26 protein-coding genes and 1 tRNA gene are annotated in these 22,838 nt (G+C 53.5%); 15 read left to right on the top strand and 12 right to left on the bottom strand.

Annotated features, from left to right (window positions below; genetic code table 11):
* Positions 1-21: 21 nt before the first annotated feature.
* The 7 genes from KDK82_RS05185 to folC all read right to left on the bottom strand — a co-directional run bounded on the left by KDK82_RS05185 (position 22) and on the right by folC (position 7,546).
* Positions 22-97, bottom strand: a tRNA-Ala gene (locus tag KDK82_RS05185).
* A 70-nt stretch (positions 98-167) separates the two neighbouring features.
* Positions 168-1,574: a glutamate--tRNA ligase gene (gene gltX, locus KDK82_RS05180; protein WP_088164186.1), complete on the bottom strand. Its 1,407-nt coding sequence runs from the start codon at positions 1,572-1,574 to the stop codon at positions 168-170.
* Positions 1,571-2,785 carry an O-succinylhomoserine sulfhydrylase gene (locus KDK82_RS05175; RefSeq protein ID WP_013801588.1) on the bottom strand — a complete coding sequence of 405 codons (1,215 nt, stop codon included), beginning with the start codon at positions 2,783-2,785 and terminating at the stop codon, positions 1,571-1,573. The genes gltX and KDK82_RS05175 overlap by 4 nt, the downstream gene beginning before the upstream one ends.
* Positions 2,786-2,998: 213 nt before the next feature.
* The gene (gene purF, locus KDK82_RS05170; protein ID WP_034395856.1) at positions 2,999-4,507 is read right to left on the bottom strand and encodes an amidophosphoribosyltransferase; all 1,509 of its coding nucleotides are present in this window, start codon (positions 4,505-4,507) and stop codon (positions 2,999-3,001) included.
* A 133-nt stretch (positions 4,508-4,640) separates the two neighbouring features.
* Entirely contained in the window at positions 4,641-5,132 is a 492-nt protein-coding gene (locus KDK82_RS05165) for a CvpA family protein (protein WP_012206569.1), read from the bottom strand.
* Positions 5,133-5,181: 49 nt separating this feature from the next.
* Positions 5,182-6,153, bottom strand: a complete 972-nt coding sequence (locus KDK82_RS05160) for an SPOR domain-containing protein (protein ID WP_088164185.1) — start codon at positions 6,151-6,153, stop codon at positions 5,182-5,184.
* Between the two features lie 70 nt (positions 6,154-6,223).
* Positions 6,224-7,546 carry a bifunctional tetrahydrofolate synthase/dihydrofolate synthase gene (folC, locus tag KDK82_RS05155; RefSeq protein ID WP_088164184.1) on the bottom strand — a complete coding sequence of 441 codons (1,323 nt, stop codon included), beginning with the start codon at positions 7,544-7,546 and terminating at the stop codon, positions 6,224-6,226.
* Positions 7,547-7,794: 248 nt separating this feature from the next.
* Here folC and KDK82_RS31750 point away from each other — a divergent pair, with 248 nt between their 5' ends.
* From KDK82_RS31750 to KDK82_RS31725, 9 genes are all read left to right on the top strand, one after another.
* Positions 7,795-9,147, top strand: coding sequence for a hypothetical protein (locus KDK82_RS31750; protein ID WP_143343392.1), 1,353 nt, complete (start codon positions 7,795-7,797; stop codon positions 9,145-9,147).
* 1,462 nt (positions 9,148-10,609) lie between these two features.
* Positions 10,610-10,792: a hypothetical protein gene (locus KDK82_RS31745; protein WP_143343391.1), complete on the top strand. Its 183-nt coding sequence runs from the start codon at positions 10,610-10,612 to the stop codon at positions 10,790-10,792.
* A gap of 1 nt (position 10,793) precedes the next feature.
* Entirely contained in the window at positions 10,794-10,949 is a 156-nt protein-coding gene (locus KDK82_RS32615) for a hypothetical protein (RefSeq protein WP_179217850.1), read from the top strand.
* Complete coding sequence (locus KDK82_RS31740) at positions 10,939-11,253, top strand: hypothetical protein (RefSeq protein ID WP_143343390.1); 315 nt, start codon at positions 10,939-10,941, stop codon at positions 11,251-11,253. Before KDK82_RS32615 ends, KDK82_RS31740 begins: the two co-directional genes overlap by 11 nt.
* 48 nt (positions 11,254-11,301) lie before the next feature.
* Positions 11,302-11,670 carry a hypothetical protein gene (locus KDK82_RS31735; RefSeq protein WP_143343389.1) on the top strand — a complete coding sequence of 123 codons (369 nt, stop codon included), beginning with the start codon at positions 11,302-11,304 and terminating at the stop codon, positions 11,668-11,670.
* 18 nt (positions 11,671-11,688) lie between these two features.
* Complete coding sequence (locus tag KDK82_RS31730; protein ID WP_143343388.1) at positions 11,689-12,765, top strand: hypothetical protein; 1,077 nt, start codon at positions 11,689-11,691, stop codon at positions 12,763-12,765.
* A 243-nt stretch (positions 12,766-13,008) separates the two neighbouring features.
* Positions 13,009-13,167, top strand: a complete 159-nt coding sequence (locus KDK82_RS32610; RefSeq protein WP_179217849.1) for a hypothetical protein — start codon at positions 13,009-13,011, stop codon at positions 13,165-13,167.
* Positions 13,164-13,547, top strand: a complete 384-nt coding sequence (gene mobC / locus KDK82_RS05150; protein ID WP_088164183.1) for a plasmid mobilization relaxosome protein MobC — start codon at positions 13,164-13,166, stop codon at positions 13,545-13,547. Before KDK82_RS32610 ends, mobC begins: the two co-directional genes overlap by 4 nt.
* Entirely contained in the window at positions 13,528-14,829 is a 1,302-nt protein-coding gene (locus KDK82_RS31725; protein ID WP_143343387.1) for a relaxase/mobilization nuclease domain-containing protein, read from the top strand. The genes mobC and KDK82_RS31725 overlap by 20 nt, the downstream gene beginning before the upstream one ends.
* A gap of 26 nt (positions 14,830-14,855) precedes the next feature.
* On the opposite strand, the gene KDK82_RS31720 is transcribed toward KDK82_RS31725, so the two are convergent.
* From KDK82_RS31720 to KDK82_RS05140, 4 genes are all read right to left on the bottom strand, one after another.
* Positions 14,856-15,146 (bottom strand): hypothetical protein, encoded by a 291-nt coding sequence (locus KDK82_RS31720; RefSeq protein WP_143343386.1) that lies wholly within the window; start codon positions 15,144-15,146, stop codon positions 14,856-14,858.
* 110 nt (positions 15,147-15,256) lie between these two features.
* The gene (locus KDK82_RS31715) at positions 15,257-15,622 is read right to left on the bottom strand and encodes a hypothetical protein (RefSeq protein ID WP_143343385.1); all 366 of its coding nucleotides are present in this window, start codon (positions 15,620-15,622) and stop codon (positions 15,257-15,259) included.
* Positions 15,623-15,634: 12 nt separating this feature from the next.
* Complete coding sequence (locus KDK82_RS05145; RefSeq protein WP_088164182.1) at positions 15,635-16,021, bottom strand: H-NS family nucleoid-associated regulatory protein; 387 nt, start codon at positions 16,019-16,021, stop codon at positions 15,635-15,637.
* A gap of 139 nt (positions 16,022-16,160) precedes the next feature.
* Positions 16,161-17,006, bottom strand: coding sequence for a hypothetical protein (locus KDK82_RS05140; RefSeq protein WP_088164181.1), 846 nt, complete (start codon positions 17,004-17,006; stop codon positions 16,161-16,163).
* Between the two features lie 172 nt (positions 17,007-17,178).
* Here KDK82_RS05140 and KDK82_RS05135 point away from each other — a divergent pair, with 172 nt between their 5' ends.
* The 4 genes from KDK82_RS05135 (at position 17,179) to argG (ending at position 20,320) form a co-directional block, all read left to right on the top strand.
* Positions 17,179-17,559: an ArsC family reductase gene (locus KDK82_RS05135; RefSeq protein ID WP_088164180.1), complete on the top strand. Its 381-nt coding sequence runs from the start codon at positions 17,179-17,181 to the stop codon at positions 17,557-17,559.
* 127 nt (positions 17,560-17,686) lie between these two features.
* Positions 17,687-18,430 (top strand): glycine zipper 2TM domain-containing protein, encoded by a 744-nt coding sequence (locus KDK82_RS05130; protein ID WP_034395864.1) that lies wholly within the window; start codon positions 17,687-17,689, stop codon positions 18,428-18,430.
* A 127-nt stretch (positions 18,431-18,557) separates the two neighbouring features.
* A complete protein-coding gene (locus KDK82_RS05125; RefSeq protein ID WP_012206574.1) occupies positions 18,558-18,875 on the top strand; it encodes a pyrimidine/purine nucleoside phosphorylase in 318 nt (105 codons plus the stop codon).
* A gap of 110 nt (positions 18,876-18,985) precedes the next feature.
* Positions 18,986-20,320, top strand: coding sequence for an argininosuccinate synthase (gene argG / locus KDK82_RS05120; protein WP_013801583.1), 1,335 nt, complete (start codon positions 18,986-18,988; stop codon positions 20,318-20,320).
* A 67-nt stretch (positions 20,321-20,387) separates the two neighbouring features.
* Here argG and KDK82_RS05115 read toward each other — a convergent pair whose 3' ends face one another.
* Positions 20,388-21,287, bottom strand: a complete 900-nt coding sequence (locus KDK82_RS05115) for a LysR family transcriptional regulator (protein ID WP_088164179.1) — start codon at positions 21,285-21,287, stop codon at positions 20,388-20,390.
* 138 nt (positions 21,288-21,425) lie between these two features.
* On the opposite strand from KDK82_RS05115, the gene KDK82_RS05110 reads away from it, so the two are divergent.
* A complete protein-coding gene (locus KDK82_RS05110) occupies positions 21,426-22,295 on the top strand; it encodes an MBL fold metallo-hydrolase (protein ID WP_088164178.1) in 870 nt (289 codons plus the stop codon).
* A gap of 98 nt (positions 22,296-22,393) precedes the next feature.
* Complete coding sequence (locus KDK82_RS05105) at positions 22,394-22,759, top strand: SPW repeat protein (RefSeq protein ID WP_088164177.1); 366 nt, start codon at positions 22,394-22,396, stop codon at positions 22,757-22,759.
* Positions 22,760-22,838 lie beyond the last annotated feature (79 nt).

Genomic DNA, 22,838 nt, shown 5'->3' with positions numbered 1-22,838 from the left:
TAAATACTCAAGTCTCAATTTTGGTGGAGGTAAACGGGATCGAACCGATGACCTCTTGCATGCCATGCAAGCGCTCTCCCAGCTGAGCTATACCCCCTTCATGCTGCAATCGCTGCTTCTTGTTAGTTGCTGCGTTTGCATCAGAGACTCGAATTATAGACAGGTTTTTAGCGGTTTTTCAAACGGGCCAGAATTTTTTCACGACCCAGCAGCTCCAGCACCGCGTCCACCGAAGGCGTGTGCGCCGTGCCCAGCGTCAGCACGCGCACCGGCATGGCCAGTTGCGGCATCTTCAGGCCCTGGGCCTTGAGCACTTCCTTGATCAGGGCGGCAATGGCTTCCTTGCTCCACTCCACCGAGGCGATGCCTTCGGCGAAGGCGTCCAGGGCGGGCGCCACGGCGTCGGTCACATGCTTGGCCAGGTCTTCGGCGTTGCGGTAGAAGGCGTCCACATAGAACAGGCGCACCCAGCCGGCCAGATCGACCAGGGTTTCGCAGCGGTCCTTGAACAGGGCGCAGATGCGCGGCAGGCGGTCGTCGGCATCGAGCAGCGCCTGGTCCAGGCCGGTCTTGAGCACGAAGGGGCGCACCAGCTCTGCCAGGGCCGCATCGTCCAGCGCCTTCAGGTGCTGGGCATTGACCCAGCGCAGCTTGGCCTCGTCGAACTGGCCTGCGCTGCGGCCCAGGTGGTCGAGGTTGAACCACTCCAGGAACTGGGCGCGGCTGAAGATTTCGTCGTCGCCATGGCTCCAGCCCAGGCGGGCCAGGTAGTTGACCATGGCGTCGGGCAGGTAGCCTTCGTCGCGGTACTGGGTGACGGCCTTGGCGCCGTTGCGCTTGCTCATCTTCTCGCCCTGCTCGTTGAGCACGGTGGGCAGGTGGGCGAACACGGGCACGCTGGCGCCCAGCGCCTCGAAGATGTGGATCTGGCGCGGCGTGTTGTTGACGTGGTCGTCGCCACGGATGACATGGGTGATGGCCATGTCCATATCGTCCACGCAGACGCAGAAGTTGTAGGTCGGCGTGCCATCGGGGCGCGCGATCACCAGGTCGTCCAGCTCGCTGTTCTGGAACTCGATGCGGCCCTTGCACTTGTCTTCCCAGGCCACGACGCCGCCCTGCGGCGTCTTGAAGCGCAGCACGGGGCGCACGCCTTCGGGCACGGGCGGCAGCACCTTGCCTTCTTCAGGGCGCCAAGTGCCGTCGTAGCGCGGCTTTTCCTTGTTGGCCATCTGGCGCTCGCGCAGGGCGTCGAGTTCTTCCACGCTCATGTAGCAGGGGTAGACATGGCCCGAAGCCTGCAGACCGGCCAGCACCTCCTTGTAGCGGTCCATGCGCTGCATTTGATAGAACGGACCTTCGTCATGGTCCAGCTGCAGCCAGGCCATGCCTTCGATGATCACGTCCACCGAGGCCTGGGTGGAACGCTCCACATCGGTGTCCTCGATGCGCAGGATGAAATCACCGCCCGTGGCGCGCGCGAAGGCCCAGGGATACAGGGCCGAGCGGATGTTGCCCAGGTGGATGAAGCCCGTGGGAGACGGGGCAAAACGGGTTCGTACTTTTTGTGTCATTGCAGGGTATCCAGTCCGCGGGACAGATCGTTCTTGATGTCGCCCAGGTATTCCAGTCCGACGGAGATGCGCAGCAGGCCCTGGCCGATGCCGGCGGCACGGCGCTGCTCTTCGCTCAGGCGGCCATGCGAGGTGCTGGCCGGGTGGGTGATGGTGGTCTTGACGTCGCCCAGGTTGGCCGTGATCGAGCACACCAGGGTGCTGTCGGCCACATGGAAGGCATTGGCGCGCAGTTGCTCGGCGCCCTCGCCCACCACGTCGAAGGAAAGCACGCCGCCGCCCATGCCGTTTTGCTGGCGCATGGCCAGCTCGTGCTGCGGGTGGCTGGCCAGGCCCGGGTAGTAGACACGGGCGACCTTGGGATGGGCCTCCAGCCAGGTGGCCAGCTCCAGCGCGGCGGCGCTTTGCGCCTTGACGCGCAGGGACAGCGTCTCCAGGCCCTTGAGCACCACCCAGGCGTTGAACGGCGCCAGGTTCAGGCCGCCGCTGCGCAGGAAGGTGCCCATGACCTTGTCCACCAGCGCCGTCGTGCCACAGACCGCGCCCGACATGACGCGGCCCTGGCCGTCCAGCAGCTTGGTGCCGGAGTGCACGACCAGGTCGGCACCGAACTGCGCGGGCCGCTGCAGCGCGGGCGAGGCAAAGCTGTTGTCCACCGCCAGCAGCGCGCCATGGGCGTGCGCCAGTTCGGCCAGCGCGGCGATGTCGCACAGGTCGGTCAGCGGGTTGGTCGGCGTCTCGGCGAACAGCAATCGCGTGTTGGGACGGATGGCGGCCTTCCAGGCCTGCACATCGGTCTGCGAGACAAAGCTGGTCTCGATGCCGAAGCGCGCCATCTCGCCGCCCAGCAGCTTGATGGTGGAGCCGAACATGGACTGCGAGCAGATCACATGGTCGCCCGCCTTGAGCGTGGTCAGCGCCACCAGCAAGATGGCCGACATGCCGGTGGACGTGGCCACGGCACATTCCGTGCCTTCCATGGCGGCCAGGCGCTGCTCGAAGCTGGTCACCGTGGGGTTGGAGGTGCGGCTGTAGGTGTAGCCGGGCTCTTCGTTGGCGAAGCGGCGCGCTGCCGTTGCGCAGTCGGGCTGCACGAAGCTGCTGGTCATGTACAGGGCTTCGCTGTGCTCGCCCCACTGGCTTCGTTCCACGGCCACGCGCAGGGCCAGCGTATCGGGATGCAGGCCTTCGGGAAGTGTCTTGTTCGTCACGTTGATGGTCCTTGGGGTCGGGCGCGGCCCGCCGATGGCGGCGGTGCCCGGAAAAAAGGAGCTAGAAACACTTGTCACCTGGGGACTTGCTGGGCGTTGCAGCCTGCAGTCCTCCAGCACCAGCGCTTTTAGCTCATTTGTCAAAAAAGGGCGGGCCTCAGGCCCGCCCCCGTATTGTCACTGAAGCCCAATCGCTCTGACTCAGGCTCGGGCTCAGGCTTCCTGGGCGTTGGGCAGGGACAGGCGCGAGGCGTCGCTGGACTCTTCCTCACCGCCGCGGTTGCGGCCTTCATTGAGTGCCGTGACTTCGTCCTCGGAGATGTCGCCCGTGATGTAGACGCCATCGAAGCACGAGGCCTCGAAGCCCTGCACCTGCGGGTTGATCTTGCCCACGGTCTGCTTCATGGCGGCCACGTCCTGGTAGATCAGCGCGTCGGCACCGATGACCTGGCGGATTTCCTCGACCGTGCGGCCATGCGCCACCAGTTCGGCGCGCGTGGGCATGTCGATGCCGTAGACGTTGGGATGGCGCACCGGAGGCGCTGCCGAGGCCAGGTAGACCTTGACGGCACCGGCATCACGCGCCATCTGCACGATTTCCTTGGAGGTGGTGCCGCGCACGATGGAGTCATCCACCAGCAGCACCTTGCGGCCCTTGAACTCGCTGCCGATGGCGTTGAGCTTCTGGCGCACCGATTTCTTGCGCGAGGACTGGCCCGGCATGATGAAGGTCCGGCCCACGTAGCGGTTCTTGACGAAGCCTTCGCGGTACGGAATGCCCAGCAGCTGGGCCAGCTGCATGGCGCTGGGGCGGCTGGATTCGGGAATCGGGATGATGGCGTCGATCTCGTTGGGCGGCACGGTGGAGACCACGCGCTTGGCCAGCGTCTCGCCCATGTTCAGGCGGGCCTGGTAGACGGAGATGCCATCCAGCACGGAGTCCGGGCGGGCCAGGTACACGTACTCGAACACGCAGGGGTGCAGCTCGCTCTTTTCAGCGCACTGGCGGGTTTCGACCTGGCCGTCGCTGTGCACGAACACCGCCTCGCCCGGGGCGACATCGCGCTCGAGCTGGTGCAGCGTGCCTTCCAGGGCCACGGACTCGCTGGCCAGCATCACCGAGCCGTCGGCACCGCGGCCCATGCACAGGGGGCGGATGCCGAACGGGTCGCGGAAGGCCAGCAGGCCGTAGCCGGCGATCAGCGCGATCACGGCATATGAGCCCTTGATGCGCTTGTGAACGGCGCTGACGGCCTGGAACACGTCTTCGCTCTTGAGCGGCGCGCCACTGCTGGCGCGGGCCAGCTCGTGGGCCAGCACGTTGAGCAGGACTTCGGAGTCGCTCTCGGTATTGGTGTGGCGGTGGTCGGTGTCCGACAGCTCCTCGCGCAGCTGCTTGGCATTGGTGAGGTTGCCGTTGTGCACCATGACGATGCCGAAGGGCGCGTTCACGTAGAAGGGCTGGGCCTCTTCCTCGCTGGTCGCGTTGCCGGCCGTCGGGTAGCGCACCTGACCCAGGCCCACCGTGCCCGGCAGGGCACGCATGTTGCGGGTGCGGAACACGTCGCGCACCATGCCCTTGGCCTTGTGCATGAAGAACTTGCGCTCCTGCTGGGTCACGATGCCTGCGGCATCCTGGCCACGGTGCTGCAGCAGCAGCAGGGCGTCATAGATCAGTTGATTCACGGGCGCGGTGCTGACTACACCAACGATTCCACACATAGTTGCGTTCCATCCGTTTGCGAAGGTCGCCCTTCGCTGTCTGGGCCGTAGCAGCCACCCATTGGCCACGCCTGCGCCCGATTTCTCTATCCAAACTGTTTCTGCCAGCCAACTCCTGCGCTGCAGCGCCTTGTCATGCAGCCGGCAGATAGCGTCCCCATTCCTGCGGCAGCTGTGGCAAAACCACAGCCAGCGCCTGCATCAGCCATGGCGCCAGGGCTGAATCCTGCCACCACTGCCCCTGGTGCAGCGGCGTGTAGCTGATCACCATCGTTGCCACCAGGGCCAGCAGCGCCCCGCGCAGCACGCCGAACAGCGCGCCCAGCGTGCGGTCCACGGGCCTCAGGCCCACCGCCTCGATCAGCCGGCGCGACAGCCAGGACACCAGGCCCCAGCCGAACAGCGCCAGCACGAACAAAAGCACAAAGCCTGCGGCGTAGCGCAGCTGCATGTCCCAGTCCTGCATGGGCAGCCACAGCGCCACGTCGGCCGCCCAGATGCGGGCCACGACAAAGGCCACCAGCCAGCCCAGCAGAGACAGTACCTCGTACACCAGCCCGCGCCAGGCGCCAAGCAGCATCGAGGCCAGCACGCAGGCCAGCAAAACCCAGTCCACCGTGGACATACGCTATTTCTGTGCGCCCGTGCTGCTTTGCAAGATGTACGTCACCGCGTCAGAGCTTGATCACCGACGCCGGCAGGCCCTGGCCCTTGACGCGCGCCGCCGCCTTGTCGGCTTCGGCACGGCCGTTGAACGGGCCCACACGCACCCGCGTGCGCTTGCCGTCCTTGGTGTCCACCACTTGCGTGAATGTCTTCAGGCCCGCCAGCTCCAGCTTGGCGCGGATTTCCTGGGCCTTGCCGGCGTCAGAGAAGGCTCCGACCTGCACGATGAAGCGTTCGTCCGTCGCCGCGGCCGCCGTTGAAGCGGCGGGCGCGCTGCGTCCTTCCAGCAGGGCCCGGGCACGCGCGGCATCGTCGCTCCTGGACGGCTCGGGCTTGGGTTCGGGCTTTGGCTTGGGCTCGGGTTTCGGTTCGGGCTTGGGCTCCGGCTTGGGCTCGGGTTTCGGTTCGGGCTTGGGCTCCGGCTTGTGTTCGGGCTTCGGCTGCTCCGGCTTGGGCTTGGGTTCCGGCTTGGGCTCGGGTTTGGTCTCAGGCTTGGCGGCGGGCTTGGGCTCCGGCTTTGCCTCGGGCTTCGCTTCAGGCTTGACCGGAGCCACCTGGGAAACGGGAGGGGCCACAGGCACGGACGGCACGGACGGCGCCGAAGGCCTGCCCATGGGAACCTCTTCCTCATCGGCTCCCAGCGAGGCCTGGGCCGACACGCGGCCCGTCGGCGCAGCCGCGCCATGCGAATGGGCATCCACGGCATTGGCGCCGGGCACGACCAGGGGCGCAACCTTGTCGCGGTCAGGAATCTCGATGGGGATGTCTACGGGAATCGGGCGCGGCTGGGTGTCGAACAGCAGGGGGAAGCCCACCACGCCCGCCAGGACCAGCACGGCAGCGCCGATGAGGCGGTGGCGCGCCCGACGGCGCATGACATCGACGCTTTCCGCCTGTCCCAGCCGTGTGGGCCGCCTCGATGCGGACGACGAATCACCGTCGTCTTTTTTGCCGGGCCAACGAAAATTGAAAAATGCCATGGAGTGCGGACTCGTTCATATCGGCCACCACAGCGGCCACGATGGCCGCCTGCGGTGCGGATCACTGGATTCAGGTGCCCAGATGCTTGGCGTTCAGCCGGGGCGGGCCGTCCTGCAGCACGCCGCCCACCGTGAAGAACGAGCCAAAGACCACGATTCTATCAGTGGGACCTGCGGCCAGAACCGCTGCATCCAGCGCCAGCTGCGGGTTTGCGAAGGTGGCCACCGACAGCTCGCGGGGCACGCCGGGTGCGGGCGGCAGGGCTTCGATCTTCTGGCGCAGCACTTCGGCGCTTTCAGCACGCGGCGTGGGCAGGTCGGTCAGGTACCAGCGGTCGATCAGCGGTGCGATCCTGCCCAGCATGGGCGCCAGGTCCTTGTCGTGCATGGCGCCAAACACCGCATGCGTGCAGGGGAAGTAGCCCATGGCGTCGAGGTTGGCCGTCAGCGCCGCCACCGAATGCGGGTTGTGCGCAACATCCAGCACCAGCGTGGGCTGGCCAGGAATGATCTGGAAACGCCCTGGCAGCTCGACCATGGCCAGCCCCGTGCGCACGGCCTGGGCCGTGACCGGAAGGCGGCTGCGAATGGCTTCGAGCGCGGCCAGCGCACCCGATGCATTGACCAGCTGGTTGGCGCCGCGCAGCGCCGGATAGGCCAGGCCCGCATAGCGCCGCCCGCGTCCTGCCCAGCCCCACTGCTGCTTGTCGCCCGAGAAGTTGAAGTCCTGGCCCAGGCGCCAGAGATCGGCACCAATGGCCTGTGCATGGTCCAGCACGCTTTGCGGCGGCATGGGATCGCTGACCACCACCGGCCGACCGGCGCGCATGATGCCGGCCTTCTCGCGGCCGATGCTCTCGCGGTCCGGGCCCAGGAATTCCACATGGTCGATGTCGATGCTGGTGATGACGGCGCAATCGGCATCGATCACGTTCGTGGCATCCAGCCTCCCGCCCAGGCCCACCTCGAGAATCGCCACATCCAGCCTGGACTGGCTCATCAGCCGCAGGATGGCCAGCGTGGTGAATTCGAAATAGGTGAGCGCCACTTCCGTGCCCTGCACGCGCGCCTGCTCCACGGCCTCGAACTGCGGCAGCAGCTCGGCGGCCTTCACGATCTCGCCGCCCACGCGGCAGCGCTCCTCGAAATGCACCAGATGCGGCGATGTGTAGACGCCGAGACGAAAGCCCGACTGCAGCGCCACGGCCTCCAGCATGGCGCAGGTCGAGCCCTTGCCATTGGTGCCCGCCACCGTGATCACGGGGCAGTCGAAACGCAGATCCAGGCGCTGGGCGACTTCGCGCACGCGATCCAGGCCCAGCGCGATATTCTTGGGGTGCAGGCGCTCGCAATATGCGAGCCATGCATCCAATGTGGGAAATGAGGTGTGCATACTGCGCGCTATTGTTACCCAGGGACAGTGTCCTTATGGGGTCCTCGCCATCCGCGGACTGCGGCAACTGCAACCAATCATGACCACCTCAAACACTGTGACGCTCTACGGCATTCCCAACTGAACCCCCATAATTGAATTTTTCCACAAATCCATTGCAAGTGCTTGATTTGTTTATACTGTGTCGCACTCCCTAGAAATTTTTTCACAAAAATTCAGGGAATTTCACAAAGAAAACAAGGCCAAAAATGCACTTCTACAAGCTACCTAGAGGTATCCAAGAAACAACCCGAAGCAACAAAGATGGCTCTCAGGTGCTGGCTTACAGGGTTCAGATGAACAGGAAGGGGGTCAAGCTAGACAAACTTTTCCCATCAGTTCGGGAAGCTTTGGACTTCTTGAACGATGAACGAAAAAAGTTAAAACTAAAAAAGCTAGTCATTGAACAAGACGAAGAAAAGCTAAAAGCTTTCAAGCTCAAATCTTATGACAATTTGAGCAATACCCCTGAGGGAAAAGAGTTTGTTAACCAATACATTAACCGCCCCACTTTTGACAGATATATACAGAAATACATCAATGAATTTCTAAAAATTAAGTACAGAAATGTACTTAATAGGAAGCTATCGGAGCTAACAGCAGAAGAAAAGCACAAGCTCAAAAACTATACGAACAAGGTTAACAAGCTTGAGCGGATGGCAAAAATCAAAGTTCAAGACTTTGATTTAGGCGTGCTTGAAATTGCCATGAAAGGCTTTAACTCTAGGCAAAAAGAAATCGGAAGTTTCACACTGGAAGAAATTACAGCATCTACAATTAACTCCTATGTGAAAAGCAGAATTCAAGACAACCTAAGAGCCAGTTCAATAAGAACAGAACTTGTTCTTATGAATAGTGTTTTAGAGTATTCAAAGCACTTAAACAGCGATTTAAAAGACTTCAAAAACCCAATTAAAGACTTTGATAAAAAGCTTTACTCTCTTGCTATTCCTGCGAAGTCAAAATTTTTCAGATTTGCAGACAGCGAAGAAGAAAACAAAACAACTAAAAAAGCTTTTCTTGAAGCAGTAGAAAAAAGCAAAAACCCCGAGCTTGTCTTTATTGTCAAGTTGATGATGTTGACAGCCATGAGAAGAGCAGAAGTAGTTCTGCTCAAATGGTCACAAATCTACGACAACTTTCTTCAATTAACAGATACTAAAACAAATCCCCGCCCTGTTTATTTAACAGCAGATGCCAAGGAATTAATTAAATCAATTCCGAGGAAAGAAGGTCAAGACCGATTGTTTTCCTACACTGTTGGTGGTTTTGAAGCTTCGCTTAGGTATCATCTTAATAAATTTGGACTTAAAGACATTACAGCTCATAAGCTCAGAAAAAACAGTATTTCGGAATTTGTGGAAGTTATCGGAGCAGATAACAGCCTTTTGATTTCTGAAATTCTAGGCATTAGGGACATTGCAGGCTTAGAGCGAGAAATTAAGACAATGCCAACCTCTAGCCTCAGTACACAAACGGAAGTCTTAAAATCTGTAGGACATACAACATCAGCAGTCACTAAAAAACATTACTTCTCTTTAAATTTGAAAAAGCCAAAATAATTGATAGCATAGAGATAGAACAAAAAAGGTCTATCTCTATGGCAAAATTATTTATCACTATTTCAGATGTAAAAAGAATAATCTTTCTTATACACAGAAGAACAATTCTAAAGCTTCAATTGAAAGCTTATGACTACAACAAAGAGGAACACAAAAGTAAAATCATCATTCTTGAAGTTCTCTTAACCTTCATTGAAGCAGAGCTAAAAAGGTTCCATGATGACGACATAGAACACATAGATAAAAGTCTCATGGAAGGCTATACAGAGAAGGAAATTTCATCAATGTATAGGTATTACATCAGTAAACAGAAGCGAAAATTAAACAGATGGAACAATTAACCTAAGCAGTCGTTAGACTGCTTTTTTATTGCCATTTGACAACTACCAAAAAATTTACTTAAATAGGTATGAATATCTTGTACGTCCTTAGTTGTCTCGCTGGGATATTCGAATAAAAACACAGCAAGAGGTTAAAAAGGCAAAGACAATAAGACCAGCTTTAAACTCTTATCACGGTAGAAGATACCCCTTGGAAAAGGAAATTGGCTAACGGACTAGCCTAAGCAGTTTAAAACCTGCTTAAAGTGTTTTTAAGTGGTTACAGAGGAACTATACACAGCCACAGGGAGAGACTTAAGAACAGACCCCGTATAGTAGATTTAAAGTATCTAGCACTGTTTAACTTAATGCAACTTTATTAATCATTAAGACCGTATCGACGGCGATATGCCTAAGAATTTTTAGCAAATATTAAGAGTTTTTAGGCATATCACAGAGAGGGTAAAAGTCCAACCTTAGCAGTTTTTTTTAAATTGCTCGGGTTAGGGAAACTTTTACCCTCTCTGGCTCAATCCTAAGCATATCTAAGAGAGGGTAAAAGTTTAATAAAGTGTATTTTTGGTATTAGTTCCATCATAAAACAGATACTAAGAGGTTACGACCTAGGAATAAAAAAATAAGAAGTTAGGACAATCAACGGTATTCGTTGAGTGAAACGAAACACTTATCTAAATAAATATAACTAGACTTGTTCTAGTTTTTTTATTTACCTCTACGGCAGTAGGTATCCCCTCTCCGAGGGGACGGAAGGGGAGGCACTCAACAGATATGAAACAACACTAGGAACACCAAACACACATAGAAGCTAGGAAGGAGCGAAGCGACAAAAAACGGCCGCCAAGCGATTTTTTACCTTCAACCATACCAACACCCTACCCCACTACAAAAAACGGCTCTATGGGGCTATAAATCAGCCCTAGCCCTAGGGCTTGACATTTCAATAGGTTTTAATATATTTATATCAAATAATACTTCTTTGTTATTTAATAGTAAAAAGCCTTCTTTGATAGAAACACCAAAGCCCCAGAAATGGGGCTTTTTTGTTTTCCGCTTTCACACTATTGATTTCTCTTTTAATTCTGCTATATATAGATTATTCATATAGCAAAGGAGTATTAAATATGAAAACAGACGATATGGAATTTAACTATAAACAAAATCAAGAAAATTACAAAAAGAATAAAGAAGATATGCAAAAACTCTCAAGAGCATTAGAAGATAAATTTAAAGAAGATAAATTTATAAGACATATTGTACTTGTGGTAATTTTTATCTGCTTTGCTTTTATTGCTTGGAGTTTTTAATATGAACTTCATGCAAAAGATGAAATTTAAAAAAGAGGAAAAGGAAAGGTTAGAGCTAGAGCAGAAGCAGTTGCTTTTAGCTCTTAACATCAAGGTTTTCAATCTTGAATGGAGACTAGACGAGCTAGAAAAGAAAGGTAAGAAAAATGATAATTGAATTCTTAACAGGATTAGTTAAAGCAGTGAAGGCAGTTTTAGGAATTAAAGCCACAGTAGCAACAACTTCAGTAGTTACAACAGGAGGGGTCTTTGTTGTCTATGGAGGTTTGTTGATGTGGATATTCATCATATCAATTTTAATAAAAGCAGGTCTAACAGCATTTAAAGGTTCATCAGTTGAACAGATGGACCCTGTAGAAGATGCTAAAAGACTCATAAAACAACAGCAGAAGAAACAGCCACAACAACAACAGGCAGAGCAAAAAAGAACGGTGGTAATTGATAGAGTGATAAATAAATAAATCACCTAAAAACTTACAGTTAACAAAAATAAAAAGGAGGTTTTAGAAATGACATTAAAAGAGCAGTTTATTAAGTACTTTGGAGAATTTAAAAGGGTTAAAAACAAAGAGTATTTTAAAACAAAAGAAAAACATGGTTTATCTTTATATTACAACTACAGCAAAGAAGAAGAACACTTACCCAATGAAGAAAAAATATCATCAACCTTGCTAATTGTAGAGAACAAAAAACTTTCTTTTCTTTTAAATTCTTTTAATGAACAAATGATTAAAAAATATGATTATTATATAAACAAAGAAGTTCTTCAAAAAATACAAATCATTTGTAGAGAAATAGAAATAAAAAATCTTGAAAAACAAATACTAGAAGAAACAAAACATCTAACAACAGCCAAGGCAAAATTACAAAAATTCTAAAAATGAAAGGTTAACTATATGAATACAAAGAAAGGTTTTACAACGATTGAACTATTATTGATAACAGGCTTCATCTCTATAAGCTCTCTTGGAGCTTATGCAGTGGCAAACATTGCCAGTGATTGGAGAAAGTCAACAACAGAGGTTAAAAGCTTAAATGCTTTGATTTCATCAATTGAAAACAGCACATCAACACAAGATAGCTTTAAAGATGTTTCTTATAGCTCTTTAGCTTTCAACAGCTCTTTAAATCTTGCAAAGATTGAACCTATAGACAAAAAGCTAAATTTTGTTTATCAAGACATTGGGTCAAGGGTTTGTAATGATTTTGTCGGGAAAATGCTTACAAGCTCTAAAAATATTGGTTCTATTGTCAATGGTTCAGAGTTCAGCAAAGACAACATAAAAGACATTGCTTTAGCTTGTCATCAGGATAAAAACGATATAACTATCGTTTTAAACAAGCAGTTAAACGATTATTCAATAAATACAGTCGTTGCAAGTGTGAACCCAGCACCTGCCCAGCCCCCAGAGATGGAATTGCCCACGGTTCCAGTTCCTGCCAGTTGGACACCACCGGAGGCATTTACAGCCTCTACAGCAGTTCCTAGTACCTACCCCATCACCACAGGCAATCCACCAGCTCTAGGCCCTGTAATCGGTGGTGGTGGCCCTATTTCCGTAGTGTCTCCACCTGGCACAGTTCCACAGGGTCCCAAGGTTCCAACATGGACACCCCCAGCAGTATCAATACCACCGGCAACGAGACCCCCAGCCGATGGAATAGACCAAGACCCAAACCCACCAGCACCGCCACCACCTGCACAAGCTCCAGATAATTCCCAAGGTGGTACTTTGTATAAGTGTCGTGGTGATTCTGCTAGTAGCTTTGAAATCTTCAAATTTGCAGGAAGAAGCTACACAGGCAACGAGTTCTCAATCAAGAATTATTTTGACACTTATGGAGGTTTAGGGGCTTATCAAGCTGGGTTAAAAAACTACTATGACACGATACTAAGCAGACTAAAAAACAATCAAGACTTAGCAGAATACAAAAACACATACTGCACACAGAACATCAATCAGTGGACATAAAAAACAAAAGCCAGCTTTCAACAGTTGGCTTTTTTAATTGGCTATTCATCATTCAAAAAATTGACTTAGCAATTCTTTTTAATAAGATAGGTAATACATAAGCAAGGTTACCGGTCTAGCGACCTGAATAAAGCTTTTAGCTTTTCTTTCTGGGAGACCCAGACCCCTAGGTTTTCAACCTTTGCTATGAACAGCCAGCCCCGACACGGGGCACCATAACAACAAAAAAAAGGAGTGCAAAAGATGAGTGTTCAAGAAATAAAAGAGGTTGTTGATTTAGCTAATAATATTCTGATTTTTATAGCTATCACAATGGCAATTGCGGTATTTTATTTATTAATTGTCCAAATACGAAAGGATATAAAAACAGACACTAGCGATATAGAGGACTCAGAACAATGACACAGAAAAAAAGAACAGGACAAAGTAAAGAACTTGGAAAAATAAGAGATAGGCAACTACATATCCGAGTTGATGAAGATGAATTCAACAAGCTAGAAGAGCAAGCAAAATTAAAGAGAACATCAACAGCTAAGTATTGTCGTGATAGCTTGCTATATGGAAATAGTCAAATAGCAAAGACAAACAATATTGAACACGTAAAGCTATTAAACGAGCTTCACAAAATTGGGGTTAATTTAAATCAGCTTGCACACAGAGCAAACAAAGGCGAAGCCTTAGCAAATTTGGTTGATGATTTTCTTGATAACTTCAAAGCATTTAAATCCCTAAAAAAAGGACAGTACACAAGGGAGGCAAACAATGCTAATCAAGATATTTAAAAATGTAGGAAAAGGGTCAAGCCGTGGTCCTATTTCATACCTGCTAGGGAAAGACAAGGACGGAAAACCCCGAGAGCCTGCCCCTGTTGAACTTAACCAGTTGTTGACTTCTGAAGGGTCTAAGGATGCAGTAGCTTTTTTAATTGACTCAAACCACAGAGCCAACAAATATACATCCGGTGTAATTGCTTTCCGTGATAACGAAAAATTAAAACCCAAGCAAATACAAGAAGTCATTCAAGATTTTAGGAAAACTTTTCTACCTGGCTTAGATGAAAACAATGTCCCTGTCTTGTGGGTTATGCACAGAAACGAGGGAAACATTGAACTCCATTTCTTAGCACCCAAACAAGAAGCAACAACAGGCAAAGCTTTTAACATCGCTCCACCTGGTAGGCAATCACAGAAGCTTTTTGAAGATTTTCAAAAACTTCAGAATGATAAACTAGGGTTTAAACAAGTAGTCCCTAGCTTGCTTAAAGCTCAGTTTGATACTTTTGAAAAGGGAACAAGAAAAGAAAAAATCTCATCTTATCTTGTGGAAAAAGTCAAAGCTAATGAGATACACAACAGAGCCGACCTTTTAAGACATTTACAGCACAATTTAAAGTGGAAAGTGTCAAGGATTGGCGAGGACTTTATTTCTGTTATTCCAACAGGAAAAACCAAGCCCATAAGACTAAAAGGCCCAGCATTTACAGCAAAGGCAGACTATAGAGACATGTTAAAACAGGCAAGCAATCAGCCTACAAAACTTAATCCTGATGAAATCTTGAAGATAAGCACTAGCTTAAACAATGGGGTAAAAGCTAGAACTAATTACAATCTTAAGAACTACATCAATCCACCAAGCTATAAGAGTAGAGCCTTAAATTTCAAAGGTAAAACACAAAGAAACGATATAAAAAACCTCATGCCCAAGGTGCCTATGGCACAGCATAAAGTCCCCTTTGGGGAACAGGTTTCCGACCCTCAACCCTCTAAAACGAGTTCAGTTGAGTTTTCTAGCTCTACCCATGGCAACCCATCAACCAAGCAAGAAAAAACGAACCTAGGCCGTTCTGGTGGCTCTCCCTCTGGTTCTGGTGGTGGTTCTTCTGGTGGTACAAGTTCAATAGATAGTCAGATAGCTTCGGTAAAGGCACAAATGAACAACGAGAAGAACCCAGCAAGACGAGCACAGCTACACACCCAATTGCTTGCTTTACAAGTCAAAAAAGAACAAATGTTATTGCAACAACATAACGACAGACTAAAGCAGTTGAACAAGATAAAGCCATAAAAGAAAAAAGCCCCTAGGGGCTTTATTTATTGGAGCTTTAAATTATTCATATTCAACAATTTATCAAACTCTTCATCTGTTAGCATTGATATTTTTTTGCTATCTTCAAATACTCTAGAAAATCTTAAAGCTTTTATATTGTAATTTTTAGTCAATCTAAATATAGAAACTTCACACATACCAACTTCTTTAGCTATATCAGAAACAGTTAAAAAAGGCTTTGTTATATATAGCTCTTGAGCTTTTCTCTTCTTTTCTTTGTATCCTTTGCTTCTTGCCAACCCACCCAGTCTTCCCGCTTTTTCTTTTTCATTCATAAATTCCCTCCTTTTGCTATAGTTACTATTTATATATAGCAAATATAATAAAGGAGTCAATTTGAAAATAAAAAAAGCCCCATCACTGGGGCTTTCATATTCAAGAACAATTATTCTCGTTCTATCTGCTCTCTTCTGTTGGCCATGTAATCTGCTTCGGACTGGCAACTTTCGCAATATGTTTCATCATGCCCATAATAAGCAATCAAATTTTCATCCGGCAAAACTGCAGAGCAGTCTACTCTGTCACCAGAATAAGGATTATAAAACCCAGAGCACTGGACATTCTCAATCAAAGGTCTTATTGTCTCATCAAAGTGATATTTTTGATTCTGAGACAATTTATCATATCCATTGGCGACAGCAAACAAAGCAACACCTTTAATCATTGCTTCATTAACACCGCTATCTTTTGAGGCTTGCTCCAACACCTCTACACAATTCTTATTTATGTAATCCAATGCATGCAAATTCATAACGACCTCCGTTTAAATTTTATAACCGTTTTCATCAAGCCATTGCTTCAACTCTGGGTTTCCAGCTTCTGGATTAGTCTTTTGCAATTCTTTCAAGATAGCTTGAAGCCAGAGAGGTAAACGACCTTTGCTACCATGCCAAGTTTCTTTTTGATTTTCTTTATTGCGATAAACAGGAACAAGAGTAGTATTTGATTTGCCTTTGTTGCTTGACTTTTCAGGCATTGCAACGACTGGAGCCTTGAACCCAAGTTCTTCAAAGGTAAGTTTGTACTGTGCAATCTTTGCCTTAATTTCTTCAACAACAGTAGCTTTTTCAGCTTGAATGATTTCTTGTTCTTTAGCTTGCAGTTCTGCAATCTGCTTCTGAAGTTCTGCGAGTGTCAGTTCTTTAGCCATCTTTTATACATCCGTAAAAATTTAGAACACACACATTTTGCCGCATTTTTCTAAATTTTAAAAGTTTTTTCTCCAACCTATCCAGGGGCCCCCAGGGCTGGGGGTCATGGACTTGTTTCTCAAATCCATGACCTTTTCATCATTTAAAAATTCCAAGCCAATTCTTTCTCCTCTTAATTGCATCTTTGTTTGCGAGAAAGAAATAGAAAAAATCTTCATAATGAGGAACAACCATCGTTTTATAGTTCTTTGAGGTCTCGTACTCACTTGCTTTTTCAGACATCCCCATCAATATGTAATGAACTGGCCTAAACAATTCAATTAATCTCCACACAACCAAAGGAGCACTCTTTTCTATTACATATTGACGATGGAGAATGTCATAAACCATCATCGGATGCCCACCTTCATCCAATTGACGGGTAAATCCATTCTGATAGCCCATAGAGTCCATCTTATACATCAAATCCATGGCGGTTTTTTGCCTGATATAGGGCTTTGTATTTTCCTCATATATAGCCCTTGCTATGTCCAGCCACTTATACAACGGGCTCCTATCGAATTTCTCCTCACATACTTCATTAAGATTGAAGTACCTTGTATCCTTGGCATATTCTGACAAAAATTTCAACAAAGCATCATCACTTCCCAATAAAGTCTTTTGATGTGATTTAGAATATTTTCCTTTTATATTTAAAACCGATAGATATAATTCATTTACATCATGCCCAAAGCATTTTTTTAAATGTTTTATGGTTGGTGTCTTGTACTCGTTGCTCAACATGTAATCCGTTACAACAGCGAGCTTAAGCAGTCTTTCAAATCCAATTGACAAATTAAAAAAGGCTGAATAAAAATATCCATCTTTTTCTTGGTAAAAATTTGCCTTTAGTAAAAAATCAAAGCCAGAAAGTATCGTGTTCTTTGTGAGATATGCCTCTTGGCATAAAAGAACAAATTTGTTATCAAAACCTATTTGCTTCATTTATAAATTCTCTATAAAAATACTTCCTGATACATCTCACAATAGCCGCAATTGACAACCTCTACGCAAAAATACCAGAGCGATTTAGTAAACTTTACTCCTTCTGTTATTGGTATTTTTTGTGAAAAAACCACATATTTCACAAATTTTCAGTACAAAGCAATTTCACAAAATGAGCAAAATCAATAACTTAGTGACAGTTTACGGAATATCCAACTGCGACACCGTCAAGAAGGCCCGCGCCTGGCTTGCCGACCAGGGCATCGCCTACGAATTCCACGACTTCAAGAAACAGGGCGTCCCTTCCGCACAACTGCCCGCCTGGATGCAGGCCGTGGGCTGGGAAAAGCTGCTCAACCGCCAGGGCACGACCTGGCGCAAGCTCGACGCCGACACCCAGGCCGGCGCCCAGGATGCGGCCGGTGCCGCAGCCCTCATGCAGCAGCAGCCCAGCGTCATCAAGCGCCCGGTCGTCCAATGGCCGCAGGGACGCATCACCGTGGGTTTTGCGCCCGATACCTGGGCAGAGCTGGCCCACGAGGGCAAGCGCTAACACTGCCGTCAAGCCTGGAACAGCTTATTACGTGGATTTACGCGGCCGCAAACTGCTTTTCGGGCCCGAGGAATACACTTGCATGGAGCCTGGCAGGAAGTACCGCCAGCGCAACAGGAGTGCAATCATGAAATCCCTGGTTCTTTTGACGCTGGCGGCCACGACCGCCACCGTAGCCCTGGCCCAGGAGCAAGGCCGGGTGCTTTCCGTGACCCCGGTGACGCAACAGGTGGCCGTGCCCCAGCAGGTCTGCCGCGATGAGAACGTCTACTCGGGCCAGCGCAGCACTTCGGGCGCGGGCGCCGTGCTGGGTGCGCTGGCGGGCGGCGTGGTGGGCAACGCCATTGGCCACGGCGGCGGACGCGCTGCGGCCACGGCAGCCGGCGTGATTGGCGGCGCCATGCTGGGCAACCAGGCGGAAGCCTCGGGACAGCAGCCCCAATACCAGACGGTGCGCAACTGCACCACCCAGACCTACTACCAGAACCGCGCCGTGGCCTACGACGTGGTCTATGAGTACGCGGGCCGCAACTACACGACGCGGACCGCCACGCCGCCTGGCGACTGGATTGCACTGAGCGTGCAGCCCGCAGCCAACAGCGGCGCCTACGGCAGCAATGGTTACTACAGCACCAACCAGCCGCCCCAGGCCGCGTACTCCACCACGCCCGTGCCGCCGCCCGTGGTCTATGAAAACAATTACTACGGCGGTGGTTACTACCCGGCCCAGCCGGTGCAACCGGTGTATTCGGCCGGTGACTATGTGGCGCCCGTGGTGATTGGTGCAGCCCTTGCTGCCGGCGTGTACTACGCCTCGCGCCCCAGCTATCACGGCTGGCGCGGCGGCTACCGCCATGGCTGGCGCCGCTGAGGCCGCCATGCGCTCGCCCCGCAAGCCCCGACAAGGGGCTTTTTGCATGGCGGCGGCCAGCACGTACGGGCAGCGGCCGGGTGCTGGCCTAAAATGGGCGATTTAGTCCACCCTCTGCCCAGCTTCCATGACCACCGAAACCATCTCTGGCATCACCCTGACCACCAAGGCCAATGTCTATTTCGACGGCAAATGCATCAGCCACGGCTTCACGCTGGCCGATGGCACGAAGAAGTCTGCCGGCGTGGTGCTGCCCAGCCAGCTGACCTTCGGTACGGCCGCTGCCGAGATCATGGAATGCGTGGCCGGCTCCTGCGAGTACAAGCTCGACGGTTCGGACCAGTGGCTCACCTCCAAGGCCGGCGAGTCCTTCCAGGTGCCTGCGAACTCCAAGTTCGACATCCGCGTGACCGAGGCCTACCACTACATCTGCCACTACGCCTAAGCGCCTGAGCAGACCGACGCATTCGACCTGACGGCGCCCAGGCGCCTTCCGTGTTTTCCGGCAGCCGCGTCCCGCACGCCAGCCGCCATCGTTATTGAGAGAAGCATCGTATGGAAACCATCCTGCAAAACGTTCCCGTCGGCCAGAAGGTCGGCATCGCCTTCTCGGGCGGCCTGGACACCAGCGCTGCCCTGCGCTGGATGAAGAACAAGGGCGCCCTGCCCTACGCCTACACGGCCAACCTGGGCCAGCCCGACGAGGCCGACTACGACGAAATCCCCCGCAAGGCCATGGAGTACGGCGCCGAGCAGGCCCGCCTGATCGACTGCCGCTCGCAGCTGGCCGGCGAAGGCATTGCCGCCATCCAGGCCGGCGCCTTCCACATCTCCACGGGCGGCATCACCTACTTCAACACCACGCCCCTGGGCCGTGCCGTGACCGGCACCATGCTGGTGGCCGCCATGAAGGAAGACGACGTCAACATCTGGGGTGACGGCTCGACCTTCAAGGGCAACGACATCGAGCGCTTCTACCGCTACGGCCTGCTGACCAACCCCGCGCTGAAGATCTACAAGCCCTGGCTGGACCAGACCTTCATCGACGAGCTGGGCGGTCGCGCCGAGATGTCGGCCTTCATGACCAAGGAAGGCTTCGGCTACAAGATGAGCGCCGAGAAGGCCTACTCGACCGACAGCAACATGCTGGGCGCCACGCACGAGGCCAAGGACCTGGAGTTCCTGAACAGCGGCATCCGCATCGTCAACCCCATCATGGGCGTGGCGTTCTGGAAGCCCGAGGTCGAGGTCAAGGCCGAGGAAGTGTCGGTGACCTTTGACGAAGGCCGCCCCGTGGCCATCAACGGCAAGGAAATCGCCGACCCCGTGGAGCTGTTCCTGGAAGCCAACCGCATCGGCGGCCGCCACGGCCTGGGCATGAGCGACCAGATCGAGAACCGCATCATCGAAGCCAAGAGCCGCGGCATCTACGAAGCCCCCGGCATGGCCCTGCTGCACATCGCCTACGAGCGCCTGGTGACCGGCATCCACAACGAGGACACCATCGAGCAGTACCGCATCAACGGCCTGCGCCTGGGCCGCCTGCTGTACCAGGGCCGCTGGTTCGACCCGCAGGCCATCATGCTGCGCGAAACCGCCCAGCGCTGGGTGGCCCGCGCCGTGACCGGCACCGTGACGCTGGAACTGCGCCGCGGCAACGACTACTCCATCCTGAACACCGAATCGCCCAACCTGACCTACGCTCCCGAGCGCCTGTCGATGGAAAAGGTCGAGGACGCGCCCTTCAGCCCCGCCGACCGCATTGGCCAGCTGACCATGCGCAACCTGGACCTGATGGACACGCGCGACAAGCTGGCCATCTACTCCAAGGCCGGCCTGCTGTCGCTGGGCACCAGCACCGCCCTGCCCCAATTGGGCGGCAAGGAATAAGCCACTCTGCGGCGCCCTGCCGCAGATTGCCAAGAGCCGCCGCAAGGCGGCTTTTTTTACGCCCTCGCTACCAGCGCGCGCCCTCGAAGCGCTGCACGAGAAAATCCAGCAGCGCGCGCACGGCCACCGGCAGGTGGCGGCGCGAGCTGTACAGCGCATGCACGGTCAGCGGCTGCGGGCGCCAGTCCGGCAGCACCAGCTCCAACTGGCCGGCCTGCAGCATGGGCTGGACCAGGTAGGTGGGCTGGAAGGCGATGCCCGCACCCTCGACGGCAGCGGCGGCCAGCACGGTGGCTTCGTTGGCGTTGAACCAGGTGGTGACGGCGATCTGCTGCTCATCGCTTTCGTCGTCGCGCCGCGCCAATTGCCAGACATTGCGGCCCACGCGCATATGGCCCAGGCAGCGGTGGGCCTGCAACTGGGCCGGTGTCTGCGGCCGCCCTGCCGCGTCCAGGTAGGCAGGCGAGGCCACCAACACCGATTCGCACACGGCCAGCGGCCGGCCGATGAGTGCGGCGCCCGGGTCGGCGCTGATGCGTATGGCCAGGTCGATGCGCTGCTGCACCAGGTCCAGCGCGCCGTCGTCCACCAGCAGGTCGATCTTGAGGTGCGGGTGCTGCCGCATGAACTGCGCAATGGCCGGCGCCATCTGCGCATGGCCGAAGGACATGCTGCAGGTCACGCGCAGCAGGCCGCGCAGCTGGCTGTCGCCCGTGCGCATTTCGCTTTGCACCTCATCGGCCAGGGCCAGCATCTGCTGGCTGTAGCGCAGGCACTGCGCACCGGCATCGGTGAGCGAGACGCGGCGCGTGGTGCGGTGCAGCAGGCGCGCGCCCAGCCACTGCTCCAGCGACTCCACATGCCGCGTGGCCATGGCACGCGACAGGTCCAGCCGCTCGGCCGCCGCCGTGAAGCTGCCGCATTCGGCCACCGTGGCAAACACCTGCATCGCCAGCAATCGGTCCATGGATCTGCTCTATTTCTGCAACAAACAAGCGCATATTCTGCGGTTTATCTGCTCGATTTCAAAAACTAAAGTACCACCCATGGCAGCACGGCGCTGCCACCCGTTTTCTGTCTTGTGCTTTTTTCAAAGGAAATCGACATGCTTCGCACCACCGTGCTTTCGCTCACCCTGGCCCTGTCGGCCGGCCTGTCCCATGCCCAGGCGCCCGCCCCGCTGCAGATGAAGGTCTACCAGGCCGACGAACACAGCTTTGCCGTGACCTCCACCCTGATCACCGGCGCCAAGGAGGCCGTGGTCGTGGACAGCGGCTTCACCCGCGCCGACGGCCTGCGCATTGCCGCCAATGTGCTGGACAGCGGCAAGCAGCTGACCACCATCCTCATCAGCAATGCCGACCCCGACTACTACTTCGGCGCCGAGGTGCTCAAGAACCTGTTCCCGCAGGCCAAGGTCGTGGCCACGCCCGCCGTGCGCGAGAAGATCGAGTCCAAGCTGCAGGGCAAGCTGGCCTTCTGGGGCCCCAAGATGGGCGCCAACGCCCCCAGCCATCCCGTGCTGCCCGAGGCCCTGCAGGGCAATACGGTGACCGTGGACGGCCAGACGCTGGAGCTGCGCGGCACCACCGGCCCGCTGGCCCACCGCCCCTATGTCTGGGTGCCTGCGCTGCAGGCCATCGTCGGCAACGTGGGCGTGTTCGGCAACCTGCATGTCTGGACGGCGGACACGCAAAAGAGCGCCGAGCGCAAGGCCTGGCTGGCGCAGCTGGACGAGATGCAGGCCCTCAAGCCCGCCGTCGTCGTGCCCGGCCACATGCAGGCCGGCACCGCCATGGACGCCAGCGCCATCGCCTATACACGCGACTATCTCCAGCGTTTCGAGGCCACCGCCGCCAAGGCCGCAAACAGTGCCGAGCTGATCGGCGCCATGAAGCAGGCCTACCCGCAGGCCGGCATGGCGCTGTCGCTGGACATTGGCGCCAAGGTGAACAAGGGCGAGATGCCCTGGTAAGCAGGCACTTTCACAAAAATCCTCATGGAACCTGCATGCCGCGGCCTTGATCCAACGAGTTGCCGCCCTCATTCTTCGTGGCGGCAGGAGGTGCAGCCATGAAATACATGAAGCATTGGCAGGACCCGATCAATGTCCTGCTGGGAGCCTGGTTGGCGGTCTCGCCCTGGGTGCTCGGGTTCCAGGACCAGATGGCGCCCACGGCCAATGGCGTGGTCATCGGCCTGGCGCTGATTGCCGCTGCGCTGGGGGCCATCTTCATGCCCCGCGCGTGCGAGGAATGGACCGAAGGCCTGCTGGGACTGTGGATGGTGATCTCGCCCTGGGTGCTGGGCTATGCGGGCCAGATGGATGCCATGCGCAATGCCGTGGTGTCCGGCGTGGTGGTCATGGTGCTGGCGCTATGGGTGCTGATGACCGACAAGGACTACATGAGCTGGCGCAGCAGCCACTCCGCCCACTGATGCGCTGAAGCACTGAAGCGCTGATACAAAGCAAGCAAAGCGGCCCGCAGGCCTCCATGGTCTGCGGGCCGCTGTTTTC

The organism is Delftia sp. K82 (genome assembly GCF_002193035.1).
Taxonomy (GTDB): Bacteria; Pseudomonadota; Gammaproteobacteria; order Burkholderiales; family Burkholderiaceae_C; genus Comamonas; species Comamonas acidovorans.
This window is presented reverse-complemented; position numbering and strand designations above follow the sequence as displayed.

Coding starts and splice junctions, on each gene's coding strand:
- gltX (WP_088164186.1), bottom strand. CDS start 1,574: ATGACACAAAAAGTACGAACCCGTTTTGCCCCGTCTCCCACGGGCTTC.
- purF (WP_034395856.1), bottom strand. CDS start 4,507: ATGTGTGGAATCGTTGGTGTAGTCAGCACCGCGCCCGTGAATCAACTG.
- KDK82_RS05165 (WP_012206569.1), bottom strand. CDS start 5,132: ATGTCCACGGTGGACTGGGTTTTGCTGGCCTGCGTGCTGGCCTCGATG.
- KDK82_RS05160 (WP_088164185.1), bottom strand. CDS start 6,153: ATGGCATTTTTCAATTTTCGTTGGCCCGGCAAAAAAGACGACGGTGAT.
- folC (WP_088164184.1), bottom strand. CDS start 7,546: ATGCACACCTCATTTCCCACATTGGATGCATGGCTCGCATATTGCGAG.
- KDK82_RS31750 (WP_143343392.1), top strand. CDS start 7,795: ATGCACTTCTACAAGCTACCTAGAGGTATCCAAGAAACAACCCGAAGC.
- KDK82_RS31745 (WP_143343391.1), top strand. CDS start 10,610: ATGAAAACAGACGATATGGAATTTAACTATAAACAAAATCAAGAAAAT.
- KDK82_RS32615 (WP_179217850.1), top strand. CDS start 10,794: ATGAACTTCATGCAAAAGATGAAATTTAAAAAAGAGGAAAAGGAAAGG.
- KDK82_RS31740 (WP_143343390.1), top strand. CDS start 10,939: ATGATAATTGAATTCTTAACAGGATTAGTTAAAGCAGTGAAGGCAGTT.
- KDK82_RS31735 (WP_143343389.1), top strand. CDS start 11,302: ATGACATTAAAAGAGCAGTTTATTAAGTACTTTGGAGAATTTAAAAGG.
- KDK82_RS31730 (WP_143343388.1), top strand. CDS start 11,689: ATGAATACAAAGAAAGGTTTTACAACGATTGAACTATTATTGATAACA.
- KDK82_RS32610 (WP_179217849.1), top strand. CDS start 13,009: ATGAGTGTTCAAGAAATAAAAGAGGTTGTTGATTTAGCTAATAATATT.
- mobC (WP_088164183.1), top strand. CDS start 13,164: ATGACACAGAAAAAAAGAACAGGACAAAGTAAAGAACTTGGAAAAATA.
- KDK82_RS31725 (WP_143343387.1), top strand. CDS start 13,528: ATGCTAATCAAGATATTTAAAAATGTAGGAAAAGGGTCAAGCCGTGGT.
- KDK82_RS31720 (WP_143343386.1), bottom strand. CDS start 15,146: ATGAATGAAAAAGAAAAAGCGGGAAGACTGGGTGGGTTGGCAAGAAGC.
- KDK82_RS31715 (WP_143343385.1), bottom strand. CDS start 15,622: ATGAATTTGCATGCATTGGATTACATAAATAAGAATTGTGTAGAGGTG.
- KDK82_RS05145 (WP_088164182.1), bottom strand. CDS start 16,021: ATGGCTAAAGAACTGACACTCGCAGAACTTCAGAAGCAGATTGCAGAA.
- KDK82_RS05140 (WP_088164181.1), bottom strand. CDS start 17,006: ATGAAGCAAATAGGTTTTGATAACAAATTTGTTCTTTTATGCCAAGAG.
- KDK82_RS05135 (WP_088164180.1), top strand. CDS start 17,179: ATGAGCAAAATCAATAACTTAGTGACAGTTTACGGAATATCCAACTGC.
- KDK82_RS05130 (WP_034395864.1), top strand. CDS start 17,687: ATGAAATCCCTGGTTCTTTTGACGCTGGCGGCCACGACCGCCACCGTA.
- KDK82_RS05125 (WP_012206574.1), top strand. CDS start 18,558: ATGACCACCGAAACCATCTCTGGCATCACCCTGACCACCAAGGCCAAT.
- argG (WP_013801583.1), top strand. CDS start 18,986: ATGGAAACCATCCTGCAAAACGTTCCCGTCGGCCAGAAGGTCGGCATC.
- KDK82_RS05115 (WP_088164179.1), bottom strand. CDS start 21,287: ATGGACCGATTGCTGGCGATGCAGGTGTTTGCCACGGTGGCCGAATGC.
- KDK82_RS05110 (WP_088164178.1), top strand. CDS start 21,426: ATGCTTCGCACCACCGTGCTTTCGCTCACCCTGGCCCTGTCGGCCGGC.
- KDK82_RS05105 (WP_088164177.1), top strand. CDS start 22,394: ATGAAATACATGAAGCATTGGCAGGACCCGATCAATGTCCTGCTGGGA.